The sequence below is a fragment of the Paraburkholderia eburnea genome, assembly GCF_002917095.1.
Classification (GTDB): Bacteria; Pseudomonadota; Gammaproteobacteria; order Burkholderiales; family Burkholderiaceae; genus Paraburkholderia; species Paraburkholderia eburnea.
The window spans coordinates 36,843-58,336 of the sequence record NZ_PQGA01000005.1 but is presented as its reverse complement, the minus strand read 5'-3'; the positions used below and the strand labels follow the sequence as shown (position 1 = coordinate 58,336).

23 protein-coding genes are annotated in these 21,494 nt (G+C 64.2%); 12 read left to right on the top strand and 11 right to left on the bottom strand.

Going from position 1 to position 21,494, the window contains the following annotated elements; all coding sequences use genetic code 11:
* Nucleotides 1-59: 59 nt before the first annotated feature.
* Together B0G62_RS12380 and B0G62_RS12375 are read right to left on the bottom strand one after the other, a co-directional pair.
* A complete protein-coding gene (locus B0G62_RS12380) occupies nt 60-812 on the bottom strand; it encodes a helix-turn-helix domain-containing protein (RefSeq protein WP_103704488.1) in 753 nt (250 codons plus the stop codon).
* Nucleotides 813-987: 175 nt separating this feature from the next.
* Complete coding sequence (locus B0G62_RS12375; RefSeq protein WP_103704487.1) at nt 988-1,458, bottom strand: universal stress protein; 471 nt, start codon at nt 1,456-1,458, stop codon at nt 988-990.
* 361 nt (nt 1,459-1,819) lie between these two features.
* Between B0G62_RS12375 and B0G62_RS12370 the strand changes: the two genes are divergently transcribed.
* Nucleotides 1,820-3,367, top strand: a complete 1,548-nt coding sequence (locus B0G62_RS12370) for an MFS transporter (RefSeq protein ID WP_103704704.1) — start codon at nt 1,820-1,822, stop codon at nt 3,365-3,367.
* A 152-nt stretch (nt 3,368-3,519) separates the two neighbouring features.
* Here the strand turns inward: B0G62_RS12370 and B0G62_RS12365 are convergent, their stop codons facing one another.
* The gene (locus B0G62_RS12365) at nt 3,520-4,110 is read right to left on the bottom strand and encodes an acyl-homoserine-lactone synthase (RefSeq protein ID WP_103704486.1); all 591 of its coding nucleotides are present in this window, start codon (nt 4,108-4,110) and stop codon (nt 3,520-3,522) included.
* Nucleotides 4,111-4,279: 169 nt separating this feature from the next.
* Between B0G62_RS12365 and B0G62_RS12360 the strand changes: the two genes are divergently transcribed.
* A complete protein-coding gene (locus B0G62_RS12360; protein ID WP_042295924.1) occupies nt 4,280-4,606 on the top strand; it encodes a helix-turn-helix domain-containing protein in 327 nt (108 codons plus the stop codon).
* Here the strand turns inward: B0G62_RS12360 and B0G62_RS12355 are convergent.
* Nucleotides 4,590-5,294, bottom strand: coding sequence for a helix-turn-helix transcriptional regulator (locus tag B0G62_RS12355; protein WP_103704485.1), 705 nt, complete (start codon nt 5,292-5,294; stop codon nt 4,590-4,592). The genes B0G62_RS12360 and B0G62_RS12355 overlap by 17 nt on opposite strands.
* Nucleotides 5,295-5,829: 535 nt before the next feature.
* Nucleotides 5,830-6,246, bottom strand: a complete 417-nt coding sequence (locus tag B0G62_RS12350; protein WP_407671162.1) for a DUF3005 domain-containing protein — start codon at nt 6,244-6,246, stop codon at nt 5,830-5,832.
* A gap of 349 nt (nt 6,247-6,595) precedes the next feature.
* Between B0G62_RS12350 and B0G62_RS12345 the strand changes: the two genes are divergently transcribed.
* Nucleotides 6,596-6,829: a hypothetical protein gene (locus B0G62_RS12345; protein ID WP_027815329.1), complete on the top strand. Its 234-nt coding sequence runs from the start codon at nt 6,596-6,598 to the stop codon at nt 6,827-6,829.
* Between the two features lie 127 nt (nt 6,830-6,956).
* Nucleotides 6,957-7,889 (top strand): serine O-acetyltransferase EpsC, encoded by a 933-nt coding sequence (epsC, locus tag B0G62_RS12340; RefSeq protein WP_103704483.1) that lies wholly within the window; start codon nt 6,957-6,959, stop codon nt 7,887-7,889.
* Between the two features lie 76 nt (nt 7,890-7,965).
* Here epsC and folE read toward each other — a convergent pair whose 3' ends face one another.
* Both folE and B0G62_RS12330 read right to left on the bottom strand, forming a co-directional pair.
* Entirely contained in the window at nt 7,966-8,661 is a 696-nt protein-coding gene (folE, locus tag B0G62_RS12335) for a GTP cyclohydrolase I FolE (protein WP_244193208.1), read from the bottom strand.
* Between the two features lie 104 nt (nt 8,662-8,765).
* Nucleotides 8,766-9,689, bottom strand: coding sequence for a LysR family transcriptional regulator (locus B0G62_RS12330; RefSeq protein ID WP_103704482.1), 924 nt, complete (start codon nt 9,687-9,689; stop codon nt 8,766-8,768).
* Between the two features lie 257 nt (nt 9,690-9,946).
* Between B0G62_RS12330 and B0G62_RS12325 the strand changes: the two genes are divergently transcribed.
* The 5 genes from B0G62_RS12325 (at nt 9,947) to pcaC (ending at nt 14,047) form a co-directional block, all read left to right on the top strand.
* A complete protein-coding gene (locus tag B0G62_RS12325) occupies nt 9,947-10,648 on the top strand; it encodes a 3-oxoacid CoA-transferase subunit A (RefSeq protein WP_027815325.1) in 702 nt (233 codons plus the stop codon).
* A gap of 17 nt (nt 10,649-10,665) precedes the next feature.
* Nucleotides 10,666-11,325 (top strand): 3-oxoacid CoA-transferase subunit B, encoded by a 660-nt coding sequence (locus B0G62_RS12320; RefSeq protein WP_103704481.1) that lies wholly within the window; start codon nt 10,666-10,668, stop codon nt 11,323-11,325.
* Nucleotides 11,326-11,473: 148 nt separating this feature from the next.
* Nucleotides 11,474-12,853 (top strand): 3-carboxy-cis,cis-muconate cycloisomerase, encoded by a 1,380-nt coding sequence (locus tag B0G62_RS12315; protein ID WP_103704480.1) that lies wholly within the window; start codon nt 11,474-11,476, stop codon nt 12,851-12,853.
* A gap of 4 nt (nt 12,854-12,857) precedes the next feature.
* Nucleotides 12,858-13,649, top strand: coding sequence for a 3-oxoadipate enol-lactonase (gene pcaD, locus B0G62_RS12310; RefSeq protein WP_103704479.1), 792 nt, complete (start codon nt 12,858-12,860; stop codon nt 13,647-13,649).
* Complete coding sequence (gene pcaC, locus B0G62_RS12305) at nt 13,646-14,047, top strand: 4-carboxymuconolactone decarboxylase (protein WP_103704478.1); 402 nt, start codon at nt 13,646-13,648, stop codon at nt 14,045-14,047. Before pcaD ends, pcaC begins: the two co-directional genes overlap by 4 nt.
* A 54-nt stretch (nt 14,048-14,101) precedes the next feature.
* Here the strand turns inward: pcaC and B0G62_RS12300 are convergent, their stop codons facing one another.
* Both B0G62_RS12300 and aptA read right to left on the bottom strand, forming a co-directional pair.
* Nucleotides 14,102-14,350 carry a hypothetical protein gene (locus tag B0G62_RS12300; RefSeq protein WP_103704702.1) on the bottom strand — a complete coding sequence of 83 codons (249 nt, stop codon included), beginning with the start codon at nt 14,348-14,350 and terminating at the stop codon, nt 14,102-14,104.
* A 164-nt stretch (nt 14,351-14,514) separates the two neighbouring features.
* Complete coding sequence (aptA, locus tag B0G62_RS12295) at nt 14,515-15,843, bottom strand: omega-aminotransferase AptA (RefSeq protein ID WP_103704477.1); 1,329 nt, start codon at nt 15,841-15,843, stop codon at nt 14,515-14,517.
* Nucleotides 15,844-15,981: 138 nt separating this feature from the next.
* Between aptA and B0G62_RS12290 the strand changes: the two genes are divergently transcribed.
* Entirely contained in the window at nt 15,982-17,394 is a 1,413-nt protein-coding gene (locus B0G62_RS12290) for an aminotransferase-like domain-containing protein (protein WP_103704476.1), read from the top strand.
* A gap of 22 nt (nt 17,395-17,416) precedes the next feature.
* Here the strand turns inward: B0G62_RS12290 and B0G62_RS12285 are convergent, their stop codons facing one another.
* Nucleotides 17,417-18,034 (bottom strand): LysE family translocator, encoded by a 618-nt coding sequence (locus tag B0G62_RS12285; protein ID WP_103704475.1) that lies wholly within the window; start codon nt 18,032-18,034, stop codon nt 17,417-17,419.
* Nucleotides 18,035-18,310: 276 nt separating this feature from the next.
* On the opposite strand from B0G62_RS12285, the gene B0G62_RS12280 reads away from it, so the two are divergent.
* Nucleotides 18,311-18,718 carry a DUF302 domain-containing protein gene (locus tag B0G62_RS12280; protein ID WP_103704474.1) on the top strand — a complete coding sequence of 136 codons (408 nt, stop codon included), beginning with the start codon at nt 18,311-18,313 and terminating at the stop codon, nt 18,716-18,718.
* Between the two features lie 163 nt (nt 18,719-18,881).
* On the opposite strand, the gene B0G62_RS12275 is transcribed toward B0G62_RS12280, so the two are convergent.
* Nucleotides 18,882-19,139: a hypothetical protein gene (locus B0G62_RS12275; protein ID WP_103704473.1), complete on the bottom strand. Its 258-nt coding sequence runs from the start codon at nt 19,137-19,139 to the stop codon at nt 18,882-18,884.
* Between the two features lie 538 nt (nt 19,140-19,677).
* On the opposite strand from B0G62_RS12275, the gene B0G62_RS12270 reads away from it, so the two are divergent.
* On the top strand, nt 19,678-21,366 hold the full coding sequence (locus tag B0G62_RS12270) for a phospholipase C (RefSeq protein WP_103704701.1): 1,689 nt from the start codon (nt 19,678-19,680) through the stop codon (nt 21,364-21,366).
* The last annotated feature ends 128 nt before the right edge of the window (nt 21,367-21,494 follow it).

The following is a 21,494-nucleotide window of genomic DNA, read 5'->3' as shown; positions in this document are numbered from 1 at the left end:
GCGTACGAAAAACGGATGAAGCCCGCATCAAGGCCGCGTAGCGGCCGGGTGCGGACGCTTCAAAGATGACGCAAGCCTTCGAGGTCGATGATGCGGATGAGTTTGCCCTGGGCGTCGATCAGGCCGCGCTTTTGAAATCTTGACAAGGTACGGCTGACCGTTTCGAGCGTCATGCCAAGATAGCTGCCCATGTCCTCGCGCGTCATGCGCAGGTTGAATTCCGCATACGAGTAGCCGCGCTGGCCGTTGCGCTCCGACACGTCGAGCAGGAAGGCGGCGACGCGCTCGTCGGCGGAAAGCGAGCCGAGCACCATCATCTGCGACGACTCGCGGATCAGCTGTTCGCTCATCAGGCGGTGCAGCCGGTCCTGCATCGCGCTGGTTTCGCGGCACATATGCTTGAGCGCCGAGTAGGGAATGATGCAAACGGAGCTGTCCTCGAGCGCCGCGGCGCTCCAGGTGTGGAATTCCGTGCTGATGCCGTCAATGCCGAGGGGGTCGCCCGCGAGGCGCAGGCCCGTGACCTGTTCGCGGCCATCGCGATGGGCCATGACGGTCTTGAGCGAACCGGAACGCACGGCATAGAGCGTGTCGAACGGGTCGCCGGCGCGATAGAGCGATTCGCCGCGCCGCACGCTGCGCGCGTTGCAGATGAGCGCTTCGAGTTTCGGCAGATCATCCTGCGCCAGACCCTGAGGCATGCACAGATGCCGCATCGCGCAGCTTGAGCAGCGCGCGGTGGTGCGCGGGCTGGCCGGGGGCGTGCGCGCGCCCCGGCGCACGGTGGTGTGAGAGACGGTCGGGTGCAGCATCGTATCGCTCCTGTGATCGGTTCCGGAGCAATCTTGACTGCGTTTAAATCTTAAAAAGGCGACAAAACGCCGCGCTTTTGAGATGCCGACGCTTGCGCCTTGTCAGAAGCCGCTTTCGCGGAAAATGATCAGGCGCAAGCTGGTTGCAAAAGGCATGAATCGGAGGTTTATCTTTTTATTCAGCGCCCGTCTGGGTCGAACCAGCGGCTGTCGGAATCAGCAGGACGGGCAGCGCCGATTGACGTACGCAGCGCTCGGCCACGCTGCCGAGGATCAGGCGCTGGAAACCGCGTCGTCCGTGCGTACCCATCACGATCAGGTCGGCGCCCTGAGCCTTCGCGGCGTTGAGCACCAGCGTGGGGACGTCGTCGAGCGAGGAAGCTTCGCCCGTCACCATGGCGCCTTGTACACCGCGCTCGCTCATCGCCTTGTCCATGTCCTCGGCGAGTTCTTTGCCCTGGGCAATCATCTGGTTGCGCAGGATCGACGGATCGTAGCCGGGCGCGTCGAAATACATCGGTGTGTTCTCGACCACATAGAACGGCTGCAGTGTCGAGCCCATCGCTTTCGCCAGGTCGAGCGCGGCTTCGAACGCGCGGCGTGACGTTTCGCTACCGTCGACCGCGACCAGAATGCGTTTGTACATGGAACCTCCGCTTGAGTTGATGGGATGCGCCGCCGCCAAAGCGCGCGCTGGCGGTCTTGCACGGCCCGTATCGATCTCTGCTGAGCTTAATGGATCGGCCCGAAAGATGCAGCGCCGCTGTATGAAATGTGGAAGTCGGATGAAGGAGATCAAGAGGAGGTGCGTCGGATGGCCACGGCGGTGCTCTATCGGGATAAGCTGGCGGGTCCGGCCCGCCGCAGCGCAGTGGGGCGATTTCGTCTTGTTGCGCGGGCAACGCCTGGCCGCTATCGTTGCGTCTCTTTCGCACTCCCGCGTTGCAGCATTCCTACCCGTGACTTCTACCCATTCCCCCTTGCCGTTTCGCGACGCGCTGCTGGCCATGCTCGGCATCGGCCTCGTCAATATGCTGGTCGCGCTCGACCAGACCGTGGTCAGTACCGCATTGCCATCGATCGTCGCGGAACTGCACGGCTTCCAGTATTACGCGTGGATCGCGAGCGCTTATCTGCTGGCGTCGGTCGTAACCGTGCCGGTGTTCGGCCGGCTCGGCGATTATTTTGGGCGCAAGCGCTTCGTGCTGGCGGCGGTGATCGTGTTTACGCTCGCTTCGGTGCTGTGCGGGCTGGCGACCGACATGCGCTTTCTGGCGGCGGCGCGCGCGTTGCAGGGCGTCGGCGGCGGGATGATGGTGGGCACCGCGTTTGCCTCGATTCCCGATCTCTTCCCGGACCCGCGTGCGCGGGTGCGTTGGCAGGTGGTGATGGCGGCGGCTTACGGCATTGGCACGGCGGCGGGGCCGTCGCTGGGCGGCTGGCTCTCCGAGCATTTCGGCTGGCGCTCGACCTTTATGGTGAATCTGCCGGTGGGCGCGCTGGCGCTGTACTTCATTTGGGCGCATTTGCCCGCGTATCGTCCCGCGCGCACGGGCGAGGTGCGTATCGACTGGACCGGCGCTGTGCTGGTCGCGCTCGTGCTGGGCGGTTTTCAGACCGTCATCGAGGCGGTGCCGAAGGAAGGCTTCACGCCCGGCAATCTGGTGCTGATCGTGTTCGTGCTGATCGGCGCTGCGGCGTTGCTCGTCTGCGAGCGGCGCGCCACGCACCCGATCATTCCGCTTGATCTCTTTCGCGATCCGCAACTCGTCACGCTGTTTACGTTGTCGACGCTGTCCGGCTTCGTCATGTTCTCGCTGATTTTCTTCGCGCCGCTGCTGTTGCAAGGCGGCTTTGGGCTTTCGCCGCAGGAAGCCGGTCTGCTGGCGACGCCTATCGCGGCGTGTATCGCACTTGGCAGCCTCGTCAACACGCGCATCGTGATTCACCTGAAAAAACCGACCGCCATCCTGAGCGTGGGGTTCGGCCTGCTGGTGGCGGCTTCGGTAGGGCTGGCGTTTACGACGCGCACGACTTCCTATTTGTGGCTCGAACTCTCGATGGCCGCGGTGGGCGTCGGGCTCGGCTTCATCCTGAACAATCTCAATATCTTCGGGCAGGAAATCGCCGGGCGTGAGCGCTTCGGCATTACCACGGCGCTGCTGCAATCGACGCGCATGGTGGGCGGTATGCTCGGGACGAGCATCGTGGCGACGATCGTGAACCATCGCTATGCGGCAGGCGTCGGCGACGCGCTTGCCGTGCTGGGCGCACCGGGGACGGCGCGCTGGCAGCCGCAACTATCGGATCCGCGCGTGCTGATCGATGCGGCGCTGCGCGACGCCCTGACGCAGCATATGAAGGCGGCAGGGCTCGACGGCGCGGCGCTGATCGAGGCGGTGCGGCATGTGCTGGTCGACGCCATTCATCTGGGTATCGGCTTGACGGGCTTTGCCGCAATGGTTGCGGCGCTGTGCGTGCGCCGCATTTCGCATATCCGTTTCAGCCGCGCCGCCGCGCCTGCAGCGGCAAATGCACCAGCTCAATCCGACTAATTGTCGTTTTTATCTCACTTGAATTCCGTGTAAGCGATCCGCCCGCTGCGGTGGTTTCGGCCACCTCTGGCACAATTCGTCAGACAAAAATGTAAGCTAGTTGACGGGTGCCGCGGATCGCGACACGAAAAGCAGGATCGATTCCGACTCCGTCAGGCGGCGTCGGCCATCTGACCGAACAGCGCATTGCGCGTCTGGTTGCTGACAGCGATCTCCAGTGCGACGGCGTTTTCCACGCCGATACGCACCGGCGCGCCCAGGCGGCCGACTTCGATGCCGGTACGGCGCAGCATGCGTTCGATCGGTGTCGTCGTGACGGTCACATAGCGCGAAATCCCCATGCGGTCGGCAAACCAGACCAGCGAATGGATCGCGCGCATCGTCACTTCCGCGAAGCCGAAGGCGTGTTCGTTACTGGATTCGATGGCGAAACGGCTCAGTTCCCAGATGTTGCGCCCCGTTGGCGCATCGTTGCCGTGCAGAAGCTGGGGGAACGTGTCGCGCAGCATGTTGGGGCCCTCCGTGGGCATGAGGCGCCAGCAGCCGCGAACCTTGCCGCCCCCATCCTGGATCAGCATGTAGTGGGGGCCGAGCGCGTCGTAGCCATCGATTTCCATGCCGGCGATGGTGGGAATATCCCAGCCCATGCGGTCACGGAAAACCCGTGCACGCAGCCTGTACATCTCGTTAATGTCCTCGTTGTCGAATTCCTGACGCAGTCCGATCCGAATCGCAGCTTGCATGACAACTCTCCCTTTGTTCGTGTGGAGGGGCAGCGGTATGGATCGAAAGCTATGCGTTATGAATATAAAAAAACACCTATCCAGATAGGTAGGTGCGCAGAGAGGGGCAGTTCTGGAGAATGGCGGGGCGGCAGTCAATCAACAGGCATAACTGACAGCGAGATACAAAATGGAACTTCTGGACAATCAATGGCAGGCGGGCACGAACTCCCTTCACAATGCAGGGGACCTGTCGTCGGTAATCGACCGTGTCCTGATCATCGCGTATCGGAAAAAGAAGAAGGAGAGCCAGCGCCGCTTCTGGGCGCGGTTCGGCGTGACGCAGTCGCGTGGCAGCCGGTTTGAATCGGGCGCGGAAATCCCGCCGCCGGTGTCGATCCTGCTGGGGCTTTACTTCAACAAGACGATTTCCGACGGCGATCTGGGCCGCGCCGAGCGCGTGCTACGCCGCCCGGACGTGCCGTCGTCGATGATGATGCTCAGCCCGGGTCAATAAGACCCATCTGGGTGGCAATCACGGCTGCCGCACGCCGTGAGTTCACGCCGAACTTCCCGCGAATGTTCTTCATGTGGAAGTTCACCACGGCCTCGGAGCAGTTGAGGATGTGCGAAATCTCCCAGGTGGACTTGCCAAGCGCAGTCCACTTGAGGCATTCCTTTTCGCGCGGCGTGAGTTTGGGAATCATGGACTGGGCATGATCGCCCAGATGCCGCTGGCTGGTGTCGAGCACTAGATCCCGCAGCAGCACCAGATTCGGCAGCGCACGGTTGACGTCCTGCCAGAACGAATCCGATGGATTGGCATCGTTCACGAAGCACAGCATGCCCGCCTCCTGACGCGGGCCATGGATCGGCAGGGTAACGCCGGCACGCAGACCATGAGAGCGTGCTTCTTCGTACATCGTTTGCTGCTGCTCGGTGGCAAACAGTTCCGGCGACCAGATAAGCGGGGACGACCGCGTCGTGCAGTGCGCGACGGTCGGGTCGAAATACGCCATGTTGTGGTCGGTATAAGCCTGCCGCCACGCCGACGAGTAGTTTGTCCGGATGAATGCGTCTTCGAGTCGCATGCCGGGACGAGGCAGGATCGCCAGCATGACCTGGCCGAAACCCCACGAACTGGCGAGCTGAGACACCGCGTCGAACCACGCCGAATCCTCGGGGGCGTCGAGCACGGAAGACATCTGCTCAATGAAATGTAGAGGCACGTCAAGACTCTCCATCGGCGGTGGGCCAGACCGCAGGCGTCACTCGGGCGATATGCTGCCGCCCTTGCTAGCCTCGCTTCTTATGATGTAACAATTTATCACTAAAATCCGCAATGATCGTCTTTATCCCCCAGGGACGCGGGCTTTGCGCCAGGGATTTGCCCGGGCTTTGGGGAAGTCCCTGGAGCAGAATCGGTGGTTTCTGAACAAAAGTGCCGCTTTTCATGGGCGTGCGCGCCCATACACGCGCACCTGGCGGAAATGGATTTCCGCTTTCATTACCGATTTCGCAAATCGCTAAATCGTAATTGGCAATAATTGTTAAGGCCTCAATCGGCTTAATCCAACATTCGTGCTAAATCGCCGCGTGCATTTTTTTGCACGCGGCGATCTGCTTATTCAAAACGCATAAAATTTGGGTCTATCCGCCTTTTCGCGGTAAACGCAACACGCTCGCATACCGCCACGCTTTCGTCAGGTCCGCGATCCGGGGCCGTCGTGCGGCGACGCATCAATTCTTGCGGTGCAACTCGAACACTCGGGTCGGCCGGAGATGGTTCATCGCGTAATGCAGACGGCCCGGGCTGCGGCGCTGCACGGGCACGCCTGAGTTGGCGGGTTGACCCTCCATCTCGTAGGGCAATTCAGGTGCGGTCATGCCCAGATCCACCGCTTCGAAGTCCGACTGGGGAGCAAACGGCATGCGGTGCGCGCGACCGCGGCTGTCGAAACCCGCCAGTCCGTCGGTGCTTTCGGGCACGCTGTTGTCGAGCGAGGCGTTGCTCGTGGTCTCTTCGTCGGGGCCGATCGGGCCAGCGCCGGCCAGGCGCGCGGCCTCGCGGTTCTTGCCGTCGGTGTCCACGGTGCTGTCATGAGTGCGGTCGTTGTGCGACGCCGCGCTGCGCGGCGGCTCGGTCGGGGCCGGCATGGCCGCAGGACGACGGGTGCCATCGGAAGGAGCCATGGTGTTCTCCATGAAAAGACAATGAAGTGTCTGCTGGAACCTGCTATCCGAAGTTACGCAAGAGTCGTTCCGACGTGCCCGATGCGAAACCGGAATCTGGCTGAAAAGCAAGCCCGGCCGCCAGGAAAACGCTTCCAGCCGCCGCGGATTTTTTTCGTTGGATCGCCGTATTTCCTCGGAGTATGATCCTCTTTCTACGAGTTGGCGCGCTTTAGATAGACGGCCCGAATGAATGGCCGCGCTGTGGCTTTGCCGCACGGTCCTGTACGCGCCCACGAAAAACGGACAAGGCAGTCAGGGGCGGAAGAGACACATGCACTTCGACGCTGCATTCACGCATCGCGGCTATTTGCTCAATTGTGCGCCGGCACGCGCCGGCGACGGCACGTATCAACCCTATGTGGTGATCTCGCGCTCGAGCGACGGTGAACTGGTCGCCAACCGATTCTTTCCTGCCGAGCTGCGCTTTCCCGACGAAGCCGCCGCCATCGCCCATGCACGCGACTGGGCCGTGCGCTGGATCGACGCGAGCAGCGTGACGCTCTGAGCTCGCCGGCTTGCTTTGCGAACGGCGGCAAGCCAAAAGTCACTCCGGCGAACTCGCCGAAAAAGCGGTAACCTCTGGGGTCGATACACTTCCGGGCGACGCGCGCCGTTGCCGTCGCTGCATCACCATGTCAAATGCCGCTTCCCCCGCTTCCCCTGATTGGGGCCTCGAACAGATCGTCGCCGATCTGCGCGCGTCGCGCGAAGAACGTCACCGCACGCGCCATCCGCTCGGCATTCGCGAGTTGCCTTCGCGCGAGGCCGTCGTCAACATCGTGGCGGGCCTGCGCGCCGCGCTGTTTCCCACGCATTACGGCGCGCCCGATCTCACTGACGAGAGCGTCGATTACTACGTCGGCCATACGCTCGAAAGCACGCTGCGTCTGCTCGCCGAACAGATCCGCCGCGCGCTGCGTTTTCTGCCCGAGAACGCCGATGTCGGCGACGAGGTTCTGCGTGCGCGCGCTTTCGAAGTGGCGCGCGCCTTCGGCCATCAACTGCCGGACATCCGCGCGCTACTGGTGAGCGACATTCAGGCCGCCTTCACGGGCGACCCGGCCGCGCAGCACATCACCGAAATCCTGCTCTGCTACCCGGGCGTCTGGGCGATGACGCACCACCGGCTCGCGCATGCCCTGCATCGGCTGGGCGTGCCCTTGCTGGCGCGCTTTATCAACGAGATCGCGCATTCGGCGACGGGCATCGATATCCATCCGGGCGCGCAGATCGCTTCGAGTTTCTTCATCGACCACGGCACGGGTGTCGTGATCGGCGAAACGGCGATCATCGGTGAGCGCGTGCGGGTCTATCAGGCGGTGACGCTGGGTGCGAAGAGCTTTGCGGCCGATCTCGACGGCTCGCTCGTGAAGGGCAATGCGCGTCATCCGATCGTCGAAGACGATGTGGTGATCTATGCCGGCGCGACCATTCTGGGCCGCGTGACGATCGGGCGCGGATCGGTGATTGGCGGGAACGTGTGGCTTACGCATAGCGTGCCGCCGGGCAGCAGCGTGCGCCAGGGCAAGATCCGCGAGATCGAACGCGGCAACGACGCGCCCTGAAGAAACTCCCCTGTTTTGCAGGATCGAGCGGGACGCTGTTCAGGCAGCGTCCCGCGCGCGTTTCAGCTATCCGCTATCAGGTATTCGGCACGCTCATCACGCCGGGACTGCCGACGATCGCGAGAAATTCGCGCCGCGTGGAAGGGTCGCTGCGGAAGGTGCCGAGCATGCGCGAAGTCACCATCGTCACGCCCGCCTTGTGGACGCCGCGCGTCGACATGCACTGGTGCGCCGCTTCGAGGATCACGCCCACGCCTTTGGGCTGAAGCACCTCGTTGAGCGTGTCGGCGATCTGTGCCGTCATCTTCTCCTGGATCTGCAGGCGCTTGGCGAAGGCGTCGACCAGGCGCGCGAGCTTCGAAATTCCCACCACGCGATGCTCGGGCAGATAGGCGACGTGCGCGCGGCCGATGATCGGCACCATATGGTGTTCGCAGTAGCTCTCGAAGCGGATGTCTTTCAGCACGATCATCTCGTCATAGCCGTCGACTTCCGAGAACGTGCGCGACAGGATCTCGCGCGGATCGTGCTCGTAGCCCGCGAAGAACTCCTCGTAGGCGCGCACGACGCGCCCCGGCGTATCGAGCAGACCTTCGCGCGAGGGATCGTCGCCGGCCCAGCGCAGCAGCACACGCACCGCGTCTTCCGCTTCTTCGCGCGAAGGGCGCGCGACGCTGGCGGGCGTCGTCGCGGTATCGATCCCGCTGTTGGCCTGGACACTGGCCTTCGACTTACGTTTTTTCGTCTTTTCTGCGTTTTTTTCGTCGCTCATGCGTCGGCTCCAGTCAGGTGGCCACGCCGCTGCGACGCGCACCACGAAGGCGCATTGTTCCACGATTCGCACGCCCGCGCAGATTGGCCCCATCCGCCGTCATATCACTTCGGCCATTCGTCCATCGCGTCGTTGAACAGCTCGGCGACGATGCTGCGCAGCCAGGCGCCGCGCGGCGTGTTGTGATACTTGCGATGCCAGTGCTGCTTCAGATCGAAGCGCGGCAAAGGCAGCGGCGGCTCGACGAGAGTGATCGACGCGTGCTCGGAGACATAGGCGAAGCCGATCGCGTGCGGCACGGTGGCGATCAGGTCGGTGCGCGTGAGGATGAACGGCAGACTCATGAAGTGAGGCGTTTCCAGCACCGCGCGCCGACGCAGACGATTCTTCTCCAGATAGTGTTCGAGCACTTCCTGGCTGCGGCCTTCGGCGCGCACGACCGCATGGCCCAGGCCGAGAAACTGTTCCAGCGTCATCTTCTTGCCGGCAAGCGGGTGGCCGCTGCGCATCAGGCAGATGAAGCGGTGCGTGAAGAGGCGCTGCTGGAAGAAGTTGTTGCCGCCCAGATCGGGGAAGAAGCCCACCGCCAGATCCACGTCGCCCGATTCCAGCCCGCGTTCGACCTGGTTCGGCGGCAGCGAGACCGAGCGCAGATTCGCGTGCGGCGCGCGCATGGCGAAGAGCTGCAACAGACGCGGCAGGAACACGATCTCGCCGACATCAGACAGCGCGATCGAGAACGTGTGCGTGCTGGTGGCCGGATCGAAATCCTGCGCTTCGAGCATGCCTTTCTCGATGCGTACGAGCGCGTCGCGCGCCGCCGGGATCAGGCCGAGCGCGCGCGGCGTCGGCTCCATGCCGCGCGAGGTGCGCACGAACAGCGGATCGCCGAAAAACTCGCGCAGCTTGCCGAGCGCCGTGCTCACGCGCGGCTGGCTCACGCCCAGCCGTTCGGCGGCGCGGCTCACGTTGCGCGTTTCTTCCATCGCGACGAGATAGGGGATCAGGTTCAGATCGAGGTCGTGCATCGGCGGAGAATGGGGCGGACAGCAGGCGGGAGGATTATGCTGAAACGAAATAAACCTTAGTGCATTAATGGAAATCCCGGATATTGGGGAATGTGCGCAGAGACGTCGGCATCGGGTTGCCCCCGCCTTGACAAGCGCGCAGTCACACTCTGATAATGCGCTAGACGTTCGCTAAACGAATCAGTGTTCGTATATAGAACTTTTTGCGATCGAGTGGCGCGGACTTCCCGCGAGGCGCATCGCTTTCAGGAACAGGCATGATCAACAAGATTTTTGATTCGCTTCAAGCCGCCGTCGCCGGTATTCAGGACGGCGCCACGGTGATGATCGGCGGCTTCGGCACGGCCGGCATGCCGGCGGAACTGATCGACGCGCTGATCGCGCAAGGCTCGAAAGAGCTGACGATCGTGAACAACAACGCGGGCAATGGCGATACGGGCCTGGCCGCGCTGCTCAAGGCCAAACGGGTGCGCAAGATCATCTGCTCGTTCCCGCGCCAGACCGACTCGTATGTGTTCGACGGCCTCTATCGCGCCGGCGAAGTCGAACTCGAACTCGTGCCGCAAGGCAATCTGGCCGAGCGCATCCGTGCGGCGGGCGCGGGTATCGGCGGCTTCTTCACGCCCACGGGCTACGGCACCAAGCTGGCCGAAGGCAAGGAAACGCGCCTGATCGACGGCCGCCACTATGTGCTGGAAGCGCCGCTGCACGCCGACTTCGCGCTGATCAAGGCGTACAAGGGCGACCGCTGGGGCAATCTGGTCTATCGCAAGACGGCGCGCAATTTCGGTCCGATCATGGCAAGCGCCGCGAAGGTCGCGATCGCGCAGGTGTCGGAAGTGGTCGAACTTGGCGCGCTGGACCCCGAAAACATCGTGACGCCGGGCATTTTCGTGCAGCGCGTCGTTGAAGTGCCGCAGGCCGCGCATCAAGCGCTGCAAGCCGGTCAGGCCGCCTGACGCTACGGAGTTAAGCAATGAAACGGTTGAATCGCGACGAAATGGCTCAACGCGTGGCTCAGGACATTCCTGAGGGCGCTTATGTGAATCTCGGCATTGGCGTGCCGACGCTGGTGGCCAACCACCTCGATCCGAGCAAGGAAATCTTCCTGCACAGCGAGAACGGTTTGCTCGGCATGGGTCCGGCGCCCGCACCCGGCGAAGAAGACGACGAACTCATCAACGCGGGCAAGCAGCACGTCACGCTGCTGACGGGCGGTGCATTCTTCCATCACGCGGACTCGTTCGCGATGATGCGCGGCGGTCATCTCGACTACTGCGTGCTGGGCGCATTCCAGGTGTCGGTGAAGGGCGATCTGGCGAACTGGCACACCGGCGCACCCGACGCGATCCCCGCCGTGGGCGGCGCGATGGACCTGGCGCTGGGCGCGAAGCAGGTCTTCGTCATGATGGAACTGCTGACGAAGCAGGGCGAAAGCAAGCTCGTGAACGAGTGTTCGTATCCGGTGACGGGCGTGGGCTGCGTGGGCCGCATCTACACCGACCTCGCCGCTTTCGACGTGACGCCGGAAGGTCTTGCCGTGCGCGAGATCTATTCGGATATCGACTTCGACGCGCTGCAGAAACTCGCCGGCGTGGCGCTGATCGACGCGACGCAGAACCGCCGCGCGGCATAAACTGCCGTAACGCGCGTTACTTTCACTGTATGTGACCCGGCGTGGCGCGGCGTCTGGCGGCAATCGTCGCCGGGCGTCGCGCCATCTGCTTTTGCGTGCGCGCACGAGTTCGTTGTAACGCGCATCCAGACTTTTTTCATATCGATCCATGATTGAACGCCTCACGAGCCTGATCTGCGGCACCGAGCCGATGAACGCCGTCTGGTCGCCTGACGCCACGCTGCAGCGCATGCTCGACGTGGAAGCGGCGCTCGCGCGCGCCTCGGCGATCCATGGCGTGATTCCGCAGAGTGCCGTGGCTGCGATCGAAGCGACCTGCAAGGCCGACAAGCTCGACGCCGCAGCACTCGCGCGCGACGCCGCGCTTGGCGGCAATCTGGCGATTCCGCTCGTCAAGCAGTTGACGGCGCGCGTGAAGGACGCCGATCCCGAAGCCGCGAAATACGTGCACTGGGGCGCGACGAGCCAGGACATCATCGATACGGCCACGGTGCTGCAACTGCGCGATGCGCTGGCCCTGATCGAAGGCAGTCTCGACGCCACTTGCGCGAAGCTCGCCGATCTCGCCCGCGCGCATCGCGCGACGCCGGCCGTCGGCCGCACCTGGCTTCAGCAGGCGTTGCCGATCACGCTCGGCCTGAAATTCGCGCAGTGGCTCGACACGCTGCTGCGTCATCGCGAGCGTCTCGCCGCGCTGCGCGAACGCGCGCTGGTGCTGCAGTTCGGTGGCGCGGCGGGCACGCTCGCGAGCCTGCGCGACGCCGCCGCAAAAGTGAGCGCCGAACTCGCGAAGGACCTCGGCCTTGCGGAGCCCGCGTTGCCGTGGCACACGCAGCGCGACCGCATCGCGGAAGCGGCGTCTTTCTTCGGCATGCTGATCGGCACGCTCGGCAAGATCGCGCGCGATATCTCGCTGCAGATGCAGACCGAAATCGGCGAACTGGGCGAGCCTGCGGCAGCGGGCAAGGGCAGCTCGTCGACCATGCCGCACAAGCGCAATCCCGTCGGCTGCGCCGCGGTGCTGACCGCCGCCACGCGCGCGCCCGGCCTCGTCGCCACGGTGTTCGCGGGCATGGTGCAGGAGCACGAACGCGCACTCGGCGGCTGGCAGGCCGAATGGGACGCGCTGCCCGAACTCGCGCGCCTCGCGGGCGGCGCGCTCGCGCAGATCGAACAGATCGCGGGCGGCCTCGAAGTGCGGCCCGAGCGTCTCGCGGCCAATCTCGACGTCACGCATGGGTTGATTCTTGGCGAGGCGGTGATGCTCGCGCTTGGCGACCGCATTGGCCGGCTCGACGCACATCATCTCGTTGAGCGCGCATCGAAATCGGCGGTGCAGTCGGGCCGCACGCTATATGACGTGCTGGCGGCGGAACCCGCCGTCACGCAACACCTGGACGACGCGCGCCTGAAGGCGCTGCTCGATCCCGCCAATTACGTGGGCGAGGCGCACGCCTTTGTCGACGCGGTGCTCGCTTCTTACGCGCAGCGCTCGCCCGCTTCTTCTTCGCAGACTCATCAGGAGTAACCGCATGCCTTACGCAGCCGTCAACGACACGCAGTTGTTCTACCGCATCGATGGTGCCGAAAACACCACGGCGCCGTGGCTGGTTCTGTCGAACTCGCTCGGCAGCGACGTGTCGATGTGGACGCCGCAGCTCGCCGAATTCTCGAAGCACTTTCGCGTGCTGCGCTACGACACGCGCGGCCACGGCCACTCGGCCGCGCCGCAAGGCCCGTACACGATCGAGCAACTGACCGGCGACGTGATCGGACTGCTCGATCATCTCGGCATCGCGCGCGCGCATTTCTGCGGCGTCTCGATGGGCGGCCTCACGGGCGTGGGTCTTGGCGCGCGTTTCGCCAGCCGCATCGATCGTCTCGTGCTCTGCAACACGGCCGCGAAGATCGGCTCGCCGCAAGTGTGGGAGCCGCGCGCGGCAAAGGCCCGCAACGAAGGCATGCTGGCGCTGGCGGACGCGGTGCTGCCGCGCTGGTTCACGGCCGAATTCATGGCGCGCAATCCGCTCGTGATCGCGCAGGCGCGCGACGTGTTCGTGCACACGGACAAGGACGGCTATGCTTCGAACTGCGAAGCATTGAACGCGGCCGACCTGCGCGGCGAAGCCCCGTCGATCCAGGCGCCGACGCTCGTGATCTCGGGTACGCACGATCTGGCCGCGACGCCCGCCCAGGGCCGCGAGCTGGCCGAAGCCGTGCAGGGTGGCCGTTATGTCGAACTGAACGCCTCGCACATCTCGAACGTCGAGCTGACCGACGAGTTCAACAAGGCGGTGCTGAATTTCCTGCTGGAGTCGAAATGAACGAAGACGATCGCTACGAAGCCGGACTGAAAGTGCGTCGCGCGGTGCTGGGCGACGCACACGTCGATCGCTCGATCGCCAATCGCACCGCATTGACCGAGGAGTTCCAGACGCTCATTTCGCGCTATGCGTGGGGCGAGATCTGGACGCGCGAAGGTTTGCCGCGCCATACGCGCAGCCTGCTCACGATCGCGATGATGGTCGCGCTCAACCGTAACGAGGAGCTGGCGCTCCATCTGCGCTCGGCTAAAAACAACGGTGTGACGCGCGACGAAATCAAGGAAGTGCTGCTGCAAACCGCGATCTATTGCGGTGTGCCGGCAGCCAACTCGGCATTCCATCTCGCCGATACGATCTTCCGTGCGGAAGACGCGCCTGCCGCTGACAAACCCGCCTGATTCCGGGCGATGAGGCGCGCGAACCGCACACGCCGCGCGCCTCGTGAACCCGCGTCACTCTTCGGCCTCGCGCTCCGCCACGTACTGGCGCAGCACGGCGAGCACCGCGGCATCTTCGGCGCGGCTCGCCGCATCGCTGGCCGAACCGGCTTCCTCCTCCTCGCCCAGCAGCGCGGGCGGCGCCGCGATCGTTTCGAACGCGTGGCCCTCGCGGAACACGCGGATCTCGTGCGTCGCCGCCGTATATTCAGCCACCCAATGAACGCCTTCGATATGCGCGCCCACGCGGATCGGTGTCTTCATCGCCATTCCCCTCGCCGGTTTCCCTAAGCCAAAACGATACGCCGATGGCGCGCGCCGCGCGCGAACGGTGATCGGGCGAATGGCTGCGCGCTGAAAGCAAAACGGCCCGCTCGAAACGAGCGGGCCGTTGCGTCGGCGTGAACCGGCTTGAAGCGGAAGACGCGTTACTGGACCTTCGCCAGCACCTCGCGCACCGTGCCGAACAGGCGCTCGATCTCTTCATCGGTGATGATGAGCGGCGGCGAGAACGCCAGAATGTCGCCCGTGAAGCGGATCAGCACGCCCGCTTCGAAACACTTCACGAATACCTCGTAGGCGCGCGCGCCCGGTGCGCCGTCGCGCGAGTCCAGTTCGATCCCCGCGACGAGGCCGAGGTTGCGCACGTCCTTCACATGCGGTGCGTCGCGCAGCGCATGTGCGGCGGCTTCGAACTTCGGCGCGAGGCTGTGCGCGCGTTCGAACAGGCCTTCGCGGCGATACAGATCCTGCGTCGCGATGGCGGCGGCGGCGGCCAGCGGGTGCGCCGAGTACGTGTAGCCGTGGAACAGCTCGATCGCGCCCGGCGCGCCGCTGTTGACCACCGTGTCGTGGATCGTGCGGCTCACGGCGACGCCGCCCATCGGCACGGCCGCGTTGTTGATCGCCTTGGCCATCGTGATGATGTCGGGCGTGACGCCGAAGTACTCGCTCGCCGTGGCTTTGCCCAGACGCCCGAAACCCGTGATGACTTCGTCGAAAATCAGCACGATGCCGTACTTCGTGCAGATCTCGCGCAGGCGTTGCAGATAGCCTTGCGGCGGAATCAGCACGCCGGTCGATCCGGCGACCGGCTCGACGATCACGGCGGCGATCGTCGACGCGTCGTGCAGCGCGACGATGCGCTCAAGGTCGTCCGCGAGATGCGCGCCCCAGGCCGGCTGGCCCTTGGTGAACGCGTTTTGTTCGAGGTTGTGCGTGTGCGGCAGATGATCGATGGCGGGCAGCAGTTGGCCCGAAAACGTCTTGCGATTGGCGCCGATGCCGCCGACCGAAATGCCGCCGAAGCCCACGCCGTGATAGCCGCGCTCACGGCCGATCAGCTTGGTGCGCTGGCCTTCGCCGCGCGAGCGGTGATACGCGAGAGCAATCTTCAGCGCCGTATCGACCGATTCCGAACCCGAGTTCGTGAAGAACACGCGATCGAGCCCTTCGGGCATGATCTCCGCGATCTTGCTGGCGGCTTCGAAGGCGAGCGGGTGGCCCATCTGGAAGGTCGGCGCGAAGTCGAGCTTGCCTGCCTGCTGGGCGATCGCCGCGACGATTTCCTCACGGCCGTGACCGGCGTTCACGCACCACAGACCGGCGCTGCCGTCCATCACCTCACGGCCATCGGTCGTGCGGTAGTACATGCCCTTGGCCGATTCGAGCAGGCGCGGCGCGGCCTTGAACTGGCGGTTGGCCGTGAACGGCATCCAGAACGACGAAAGATCGTCGATGACGGGGCGCGAAGTCATGGGTGTTCTCCTCCAAAGTGGTTGGACAGAATGTAGCGTCCGGGCTTGAAGGGCGGCATATACAGTCTCTATACTGCGCTGATAACCGTGCTGGACAATCTGACGCGACTGTATTGGTCGCGGCCTCTTTGCCTCCCTATGATCGAATTCGAACTGGAACGCTCACGCGGCGCTGGCGCCACGCTTGTCGAGCAATTGGTGCGGGCCTTCGCGCAGGCAATCGAGACCCACTCGCTGCGCTCCGGCGCGCTGCTGCCTTCCGTGCGTCAACTGGCGCAATCGCACGCGCTGTCCACCTATACGGTGACGGACGCGTATAACCGCCTCGTGTCGATGGGGCTGGTCGTGGCGCGGCGCGGCTCGGGCTACCGCGTGGCGCCGCGCCAGAGCGCGCCGCGCGCCGCCGACACCGGCTGGCAGCCGCCCGCGCTCACGGCCACCTGGCTGCTTTCGGACGTGTACGCCGATCATTCCGTGCCGATCAAGGCCGGCTGCGGCTGGATGCCGACCGAGTGGATCAACGAAACCGGCCTGCACCACGCCTTGCGCGCGACGAGCCGCGTACCCGCCGCGCGCCTGGGCGACTACGGGCATCCCTATGGCTTCGCGCCGCTGCGCGAACGCATCGCCGCGCAACTGGACCGCCAGGGCTTGCCGATCGACGTCTCGAACGTGCTGCTCACGCAGGGCGCGACCCAGGGCCTCGACCTGATCGTGCGCACGCTGCTGCGTCCCGGCGATGCGGTGCTCGTGGAAGATCCCGGCTACTGCAACCTGCTGCAGATCCTCAAGCTTGCCGGTGTCACGGTGCATGGCGTGCCGCGCACGCCGGCGGGCCTCGACATCGACGCGCTCGAACAGCAGGTCGCCGCGCACCGCCCGAAAGCGATCTTCGTCAACACGACGCTGCAGAACCCCACCGGCGCGACCTACACGATGGCCAACGCCTTCCGTCTGCTGCAGATCGCGGAGCGCGAGCGCATGTGGGTCGTGGAAGACGACGTGAGCCGCGAACTCGCGCCGCCGGGCGCGCCGCTGCTGGCCGCGATGGAAGGGCTGCGCCGCGTGCTGTATGTGAGCGGCTTTTCGAAGACGGTGACGCCGTCGCTGCGCTGCGGTTATGTGGTCGCCGAGCGCGACGTGCTGCGCGAACTCGCGCGCGCGAAGATGGCGGTGGGGCTGACCTCGTCGGAGACGATCGAGCGCATCGTCGACAAGGTGTTGGTGGAAGGGCGCTACACGCGTCACGTCGAAATCGTCAACGAACAGCTGAAGGTCGCGCACGCGACGCTGGAGGACCGTATCGATGCGCTCGGGCTCGAACCGTTCTGCCGGCCGCGTGCGGGCCTGTTCATGCTGGTGCGTCTGCCGGTGGAGGCTGCGCGCGCCAGCGCGATCGCGACGGCGGCGCTGCGCGACGGCATCTGGCTCGCGCCCGGTTCCTATTTCCGCCCGGACGACGAAGCCAGCGCGTGGTTCCGCTTCAATGCGCCGTATTCGCTCGACGACGCGCTCTGGCGTTTCATCGAGCGTATCGGCAAAACAGGTTAATCAGCAATCCTGATGGAGCCGCTCAGCGTTGCAGCAGATGCGCGAGCAGCGGATACATGGACGCGACGAGCGACAGCGCCATGACGATGTTGAAGGCGCGCAGGCGGCGCGGATCGGCGAGAAAGCTTCGCATACCGGTGCCGAATGCGGCCCACACGCAGATGCAGGGCAGGCCGACCACGTAGAACACCACGGCCATCGCCACCGTATTCATGCCGAAGTCCGTCGACAGGCGGATCGTGGTGGCCGCCGTGAGCACCATCATCCATGCCTTCGGATTGATCCACTGGAACGCGATGGCTTCGTGAAAGCGCATGGGGCGGCGCTCGCCGGTCTTGACCTTGATGTCGCCCGACGTGCCGATCTTCCAGGCCAGCCACAGCAGATAGGCCACGCTCGCGGTTTCCAGCACGGTATAGAGCACCGGAATGCGCCGGAACACTTCGCCCAGTCCAAAACCCACCGACAGCATGAGCACCACGACGCCGGCGCTGATGCCCAGCATGTGCGGCACCGTGCGCCGAAAGCCGAAGTTGACGCCGGAGGTGAGCAGCATCGTGTTGTTGGGGCCGGGCGTGATGGACGTGACGACCACGAACAGCATGCCTGCGGGCAGGGCGCTAAGCATTTCGGGCAGCATGGGCTAAAGGCTCCAGGGAAAGGATGGTGATCCTGACGATCGTGTCGAGCCAGTGTAGCGACAGGTTTCGGTACAGTACCGGTACAGATTGGCAGTCGGACGCCGGTACGGAGGAGGACGATTGGGGCGAATTGTCAGTTCGTGCCCATCGGTACGCCCGTGCTACAGGCACGCCGGGCGCTGCGAGGCGCCGTTTCGCCTTCAGGGCGTCAGCGTTATGGACTAGAGTGCGAGAGCAGGCAGGCACGCGTGACCTTCCACCCAGGAGCACAAGCCATGACGACCGGGCACGGGCAACACCCCTCATCCGTCGTGACGCTCAAGAGCGCCCACGACTTCGACGCGACGATCGCCCGCATCAAAACCGTGCTGGATGGCGCGGGCGCGGTCGTGTTCGCAGACGTGGACCAGCGCGAGGCCGCGGAACTCGCGGGCCTCGATCTGCGTCGCACGCGCCTGATCCTGTTCGGCAATCCGAAGGCGGGCACGCCGATCATGGCCGCCAACCCGCACTCGGCGCTCGAACTGCCGCTACGCCTCGTGGTCTGGGAAGACGACACGGGCCACACCCATGTCGATTATCGCGATGTGGCCCAGACGCTGGGGCCGCTCTATGCCATCGCGCCCGAATTGCTCGTGCCGCTGCAACGCATCGCCGGGATGTTGCAGAGCACGGTTCAGTGAGTTCGTTCAGGGTTTCGCAAGCGGCTTAAAGCAGTCACGCGCACTGAACCCGCGCCCGCTTCACACGGGGCGCTAAGCTCGACGCTGCCAGTCGGGGCGGCGTCAAAACCCCTTGCCTGAAGGCGTTTTGCGGTGTCGCGCCGGTGCCTTTCTGTTTCGACGATTACTGCCCGAAATAAATATCGCAGTCCGAACGAGGCGAGCAGGGCTTGCCGACGCGATGTCCCGAGGCGCTGCGCGTATCGGGCATGCCGCCATACGACATATCGGTGCCCGCCTGGGCCGATGCGTTCGCATCGTCGGTCATCGTTTGATGCGCGCGCTCTTGCGAAACAGGCTCGTCTTTCGACTGCGCCGTGCCCGGCGCGGTTGCACTCGCCACCATCACGATGGCGGCGAGAAACGCCAATCGGATCTTCATTTCCACACTCCTTCTTGAACGCCGGGGACACAACACGTGCCGCCCCGGCGCGCGCACGGCACGCTGCCGCGCCACGCGCATTCGAAGAGGAAGGCCGGAATGCCGGCGCTTAACGCCAGGCTGCCGAACGTGTTAGCCAAAGCCTTACTAAAGGCCTTGCACAGTGGACGCGCCTCCGCCGGTTCGGGAGGCGGCGCAGCGTGGCGCGGCGCAAGAAGAAGGGATGGAGCGGGCGTGCAGAGAACGTCCACGCTGCACTTCCAGTTATAGCTCGCGCCCGAAAGAGTGCAAAACGCAGCGCACAACGAGACTTTCCCTTTTGTTGTTTTTTTCGCGCAATGCTTTCTAAATTGAAATAAATAGAAAGGATAAGGAAATGTAATGGTCGCTGTGTAGTCATGTTCGGATGTTGTAATTCGCTCGCCCTGATGTCTGGCGCATTACCTGAAGCGCGCTCAATCCTGAAGGCAGCCCCCACGTCTTTTTGACGCGTCCAGGACTCTAAAACCAACTCGAAGAATCGATGGAGCCCAACAACATGTATCGCCGAGCCTTACTCGCCGTGCCGTGCGCTGGCCTTGCCGCAGCACTGTTCGCGTGCGGCAGCAGCAACTCGAACAATGGGTCGTCGGCTGCCGCGGCGGTGTCCGCGCAAGACGCTCTCACGACCGCCACGCCGATCAAGCATCTCGTGGTGATCTATGGTGAGAACGTCTCGTTCGACCACTACTTCGCCACCTACCCGAGCTCGACGAATCCGTCGGGCGAGCCGGCTTTCTCGGCCGCTTCGGGCACGCCTGGCGTCAACGGTCTGTCGGGTTCGCTGCTCACGTCGAACCCGAACTTCACGAACACGAACAACGGCACGGGCGCAGCCAACCCCTTCCGTCTGGACCGTTCGCAGGCCGCCACCGCCGACCAGAACCACAACTACACGGCCGAGCAGCAAGCCGGCGACAACGGCGCGCTCGACCTGTTCCCGAAGTACACGGGTAGTGCCACGAGCGGCGGCGCGGGTGCCTTCGGCACGAAGGGCCAGGTGATGGGCTACTACGATGGCAACACCGTCACGGCGCTGTGGAACTACGCGCAGAAGTACGCGATGAGCGACAACGCGTGGACGGCGACCTATGGCCCGTCGACGCCTGGCGCGCTTGAAGTTGTCGGGGGGCAGACAAACGGCTTCGAGATCGTGAACACATCGAAGACGGCGGGCACGCTCGCCAATTCAGGTTCGTACTTCGTTGAGGATGGCGCGGGCGGCCTTACCCTGACCAACGACGTCGATCCGGGCTATGACACGTGCTCCAGCACGACCGATACGGGCATGATCAATGCGCTGAATATCGGCGATCTGCTTAACGGCCAGAAGATCACGTGGGGCGGCTTCATGGGCGGCTTCAACCTGCAGACGACGAACGCGAACGGCACGACGGGCTGCAAGCGCAGCACGATCGCGACGGCGGTGAACGCGGCCACGGCCGACTACGTTCCGCACCACAACTGGTTCCAGTACTTCAAGTCGACGTCGAACCCGCTGCACACGCGTCCGAGCTCGACGGCCGCGATCGGTTCGAGCCTCGAAACCGATGGCAAGACGGCTGAACCGGCAAACCACCAGTACGACACGGACGACTTCTTTGCTGCCGTGAAGGCCGGCAATTTCCCGTCGGTGAACTTCCTGAAGGCTCCGGCCGCCCAGGACGCGCACGCTGGCTACTCGGACCCGCTCGACGAGCAGGCATTCGTCACGAAGGTCGTGAACTTCCTGATGCAACAGCCGGACTGGAAGAACACCGCTGTCGTCGTGACCTATGACGATTCGGACGGCTGGTACGACCACCAGTACATGGCGCCGGTTCGCTCGTCGATGGCGTCCGTCGACCAGCTCAACGGCAACGGCGTGTGCGGCTCGGGCACGCAGCCGACGGGTGTGGCGGGCGCGCCGGTCAACGGCCGTTGCGGTCCGGGCACGCGTATCCCGTTCGTCGTGATCTCGCCGTGGGCAAAGACGAACTACGTCGATCACACGTTCATCGACCAGGCTTCGGTGGTGCGCTTCATCGAAGACAACTGGCTCGGCGGTGCGCGTCTGGGCGGCGGTTCGTTCGACGCCACGGCGGGCGACATGCGCGGCCTGCTCAACCTCACCGGCACGGCCAACACGACGCCGCTGTACCTCGACGGCACGCTCGGCACGCAGTTGAGCTCCGCACCGGCGATGTGATTGCTGCCCGGCGCGAGTTCCGGCTCCGCGCGCTTCGATCGATGTGACCCGAAGCGTGCGCGAACCCGGTCCTCGCGCCGGGTTTTCGCCGTTTTTCAGGCCGGTTCAGGCATCGCGAACCGGCGCAG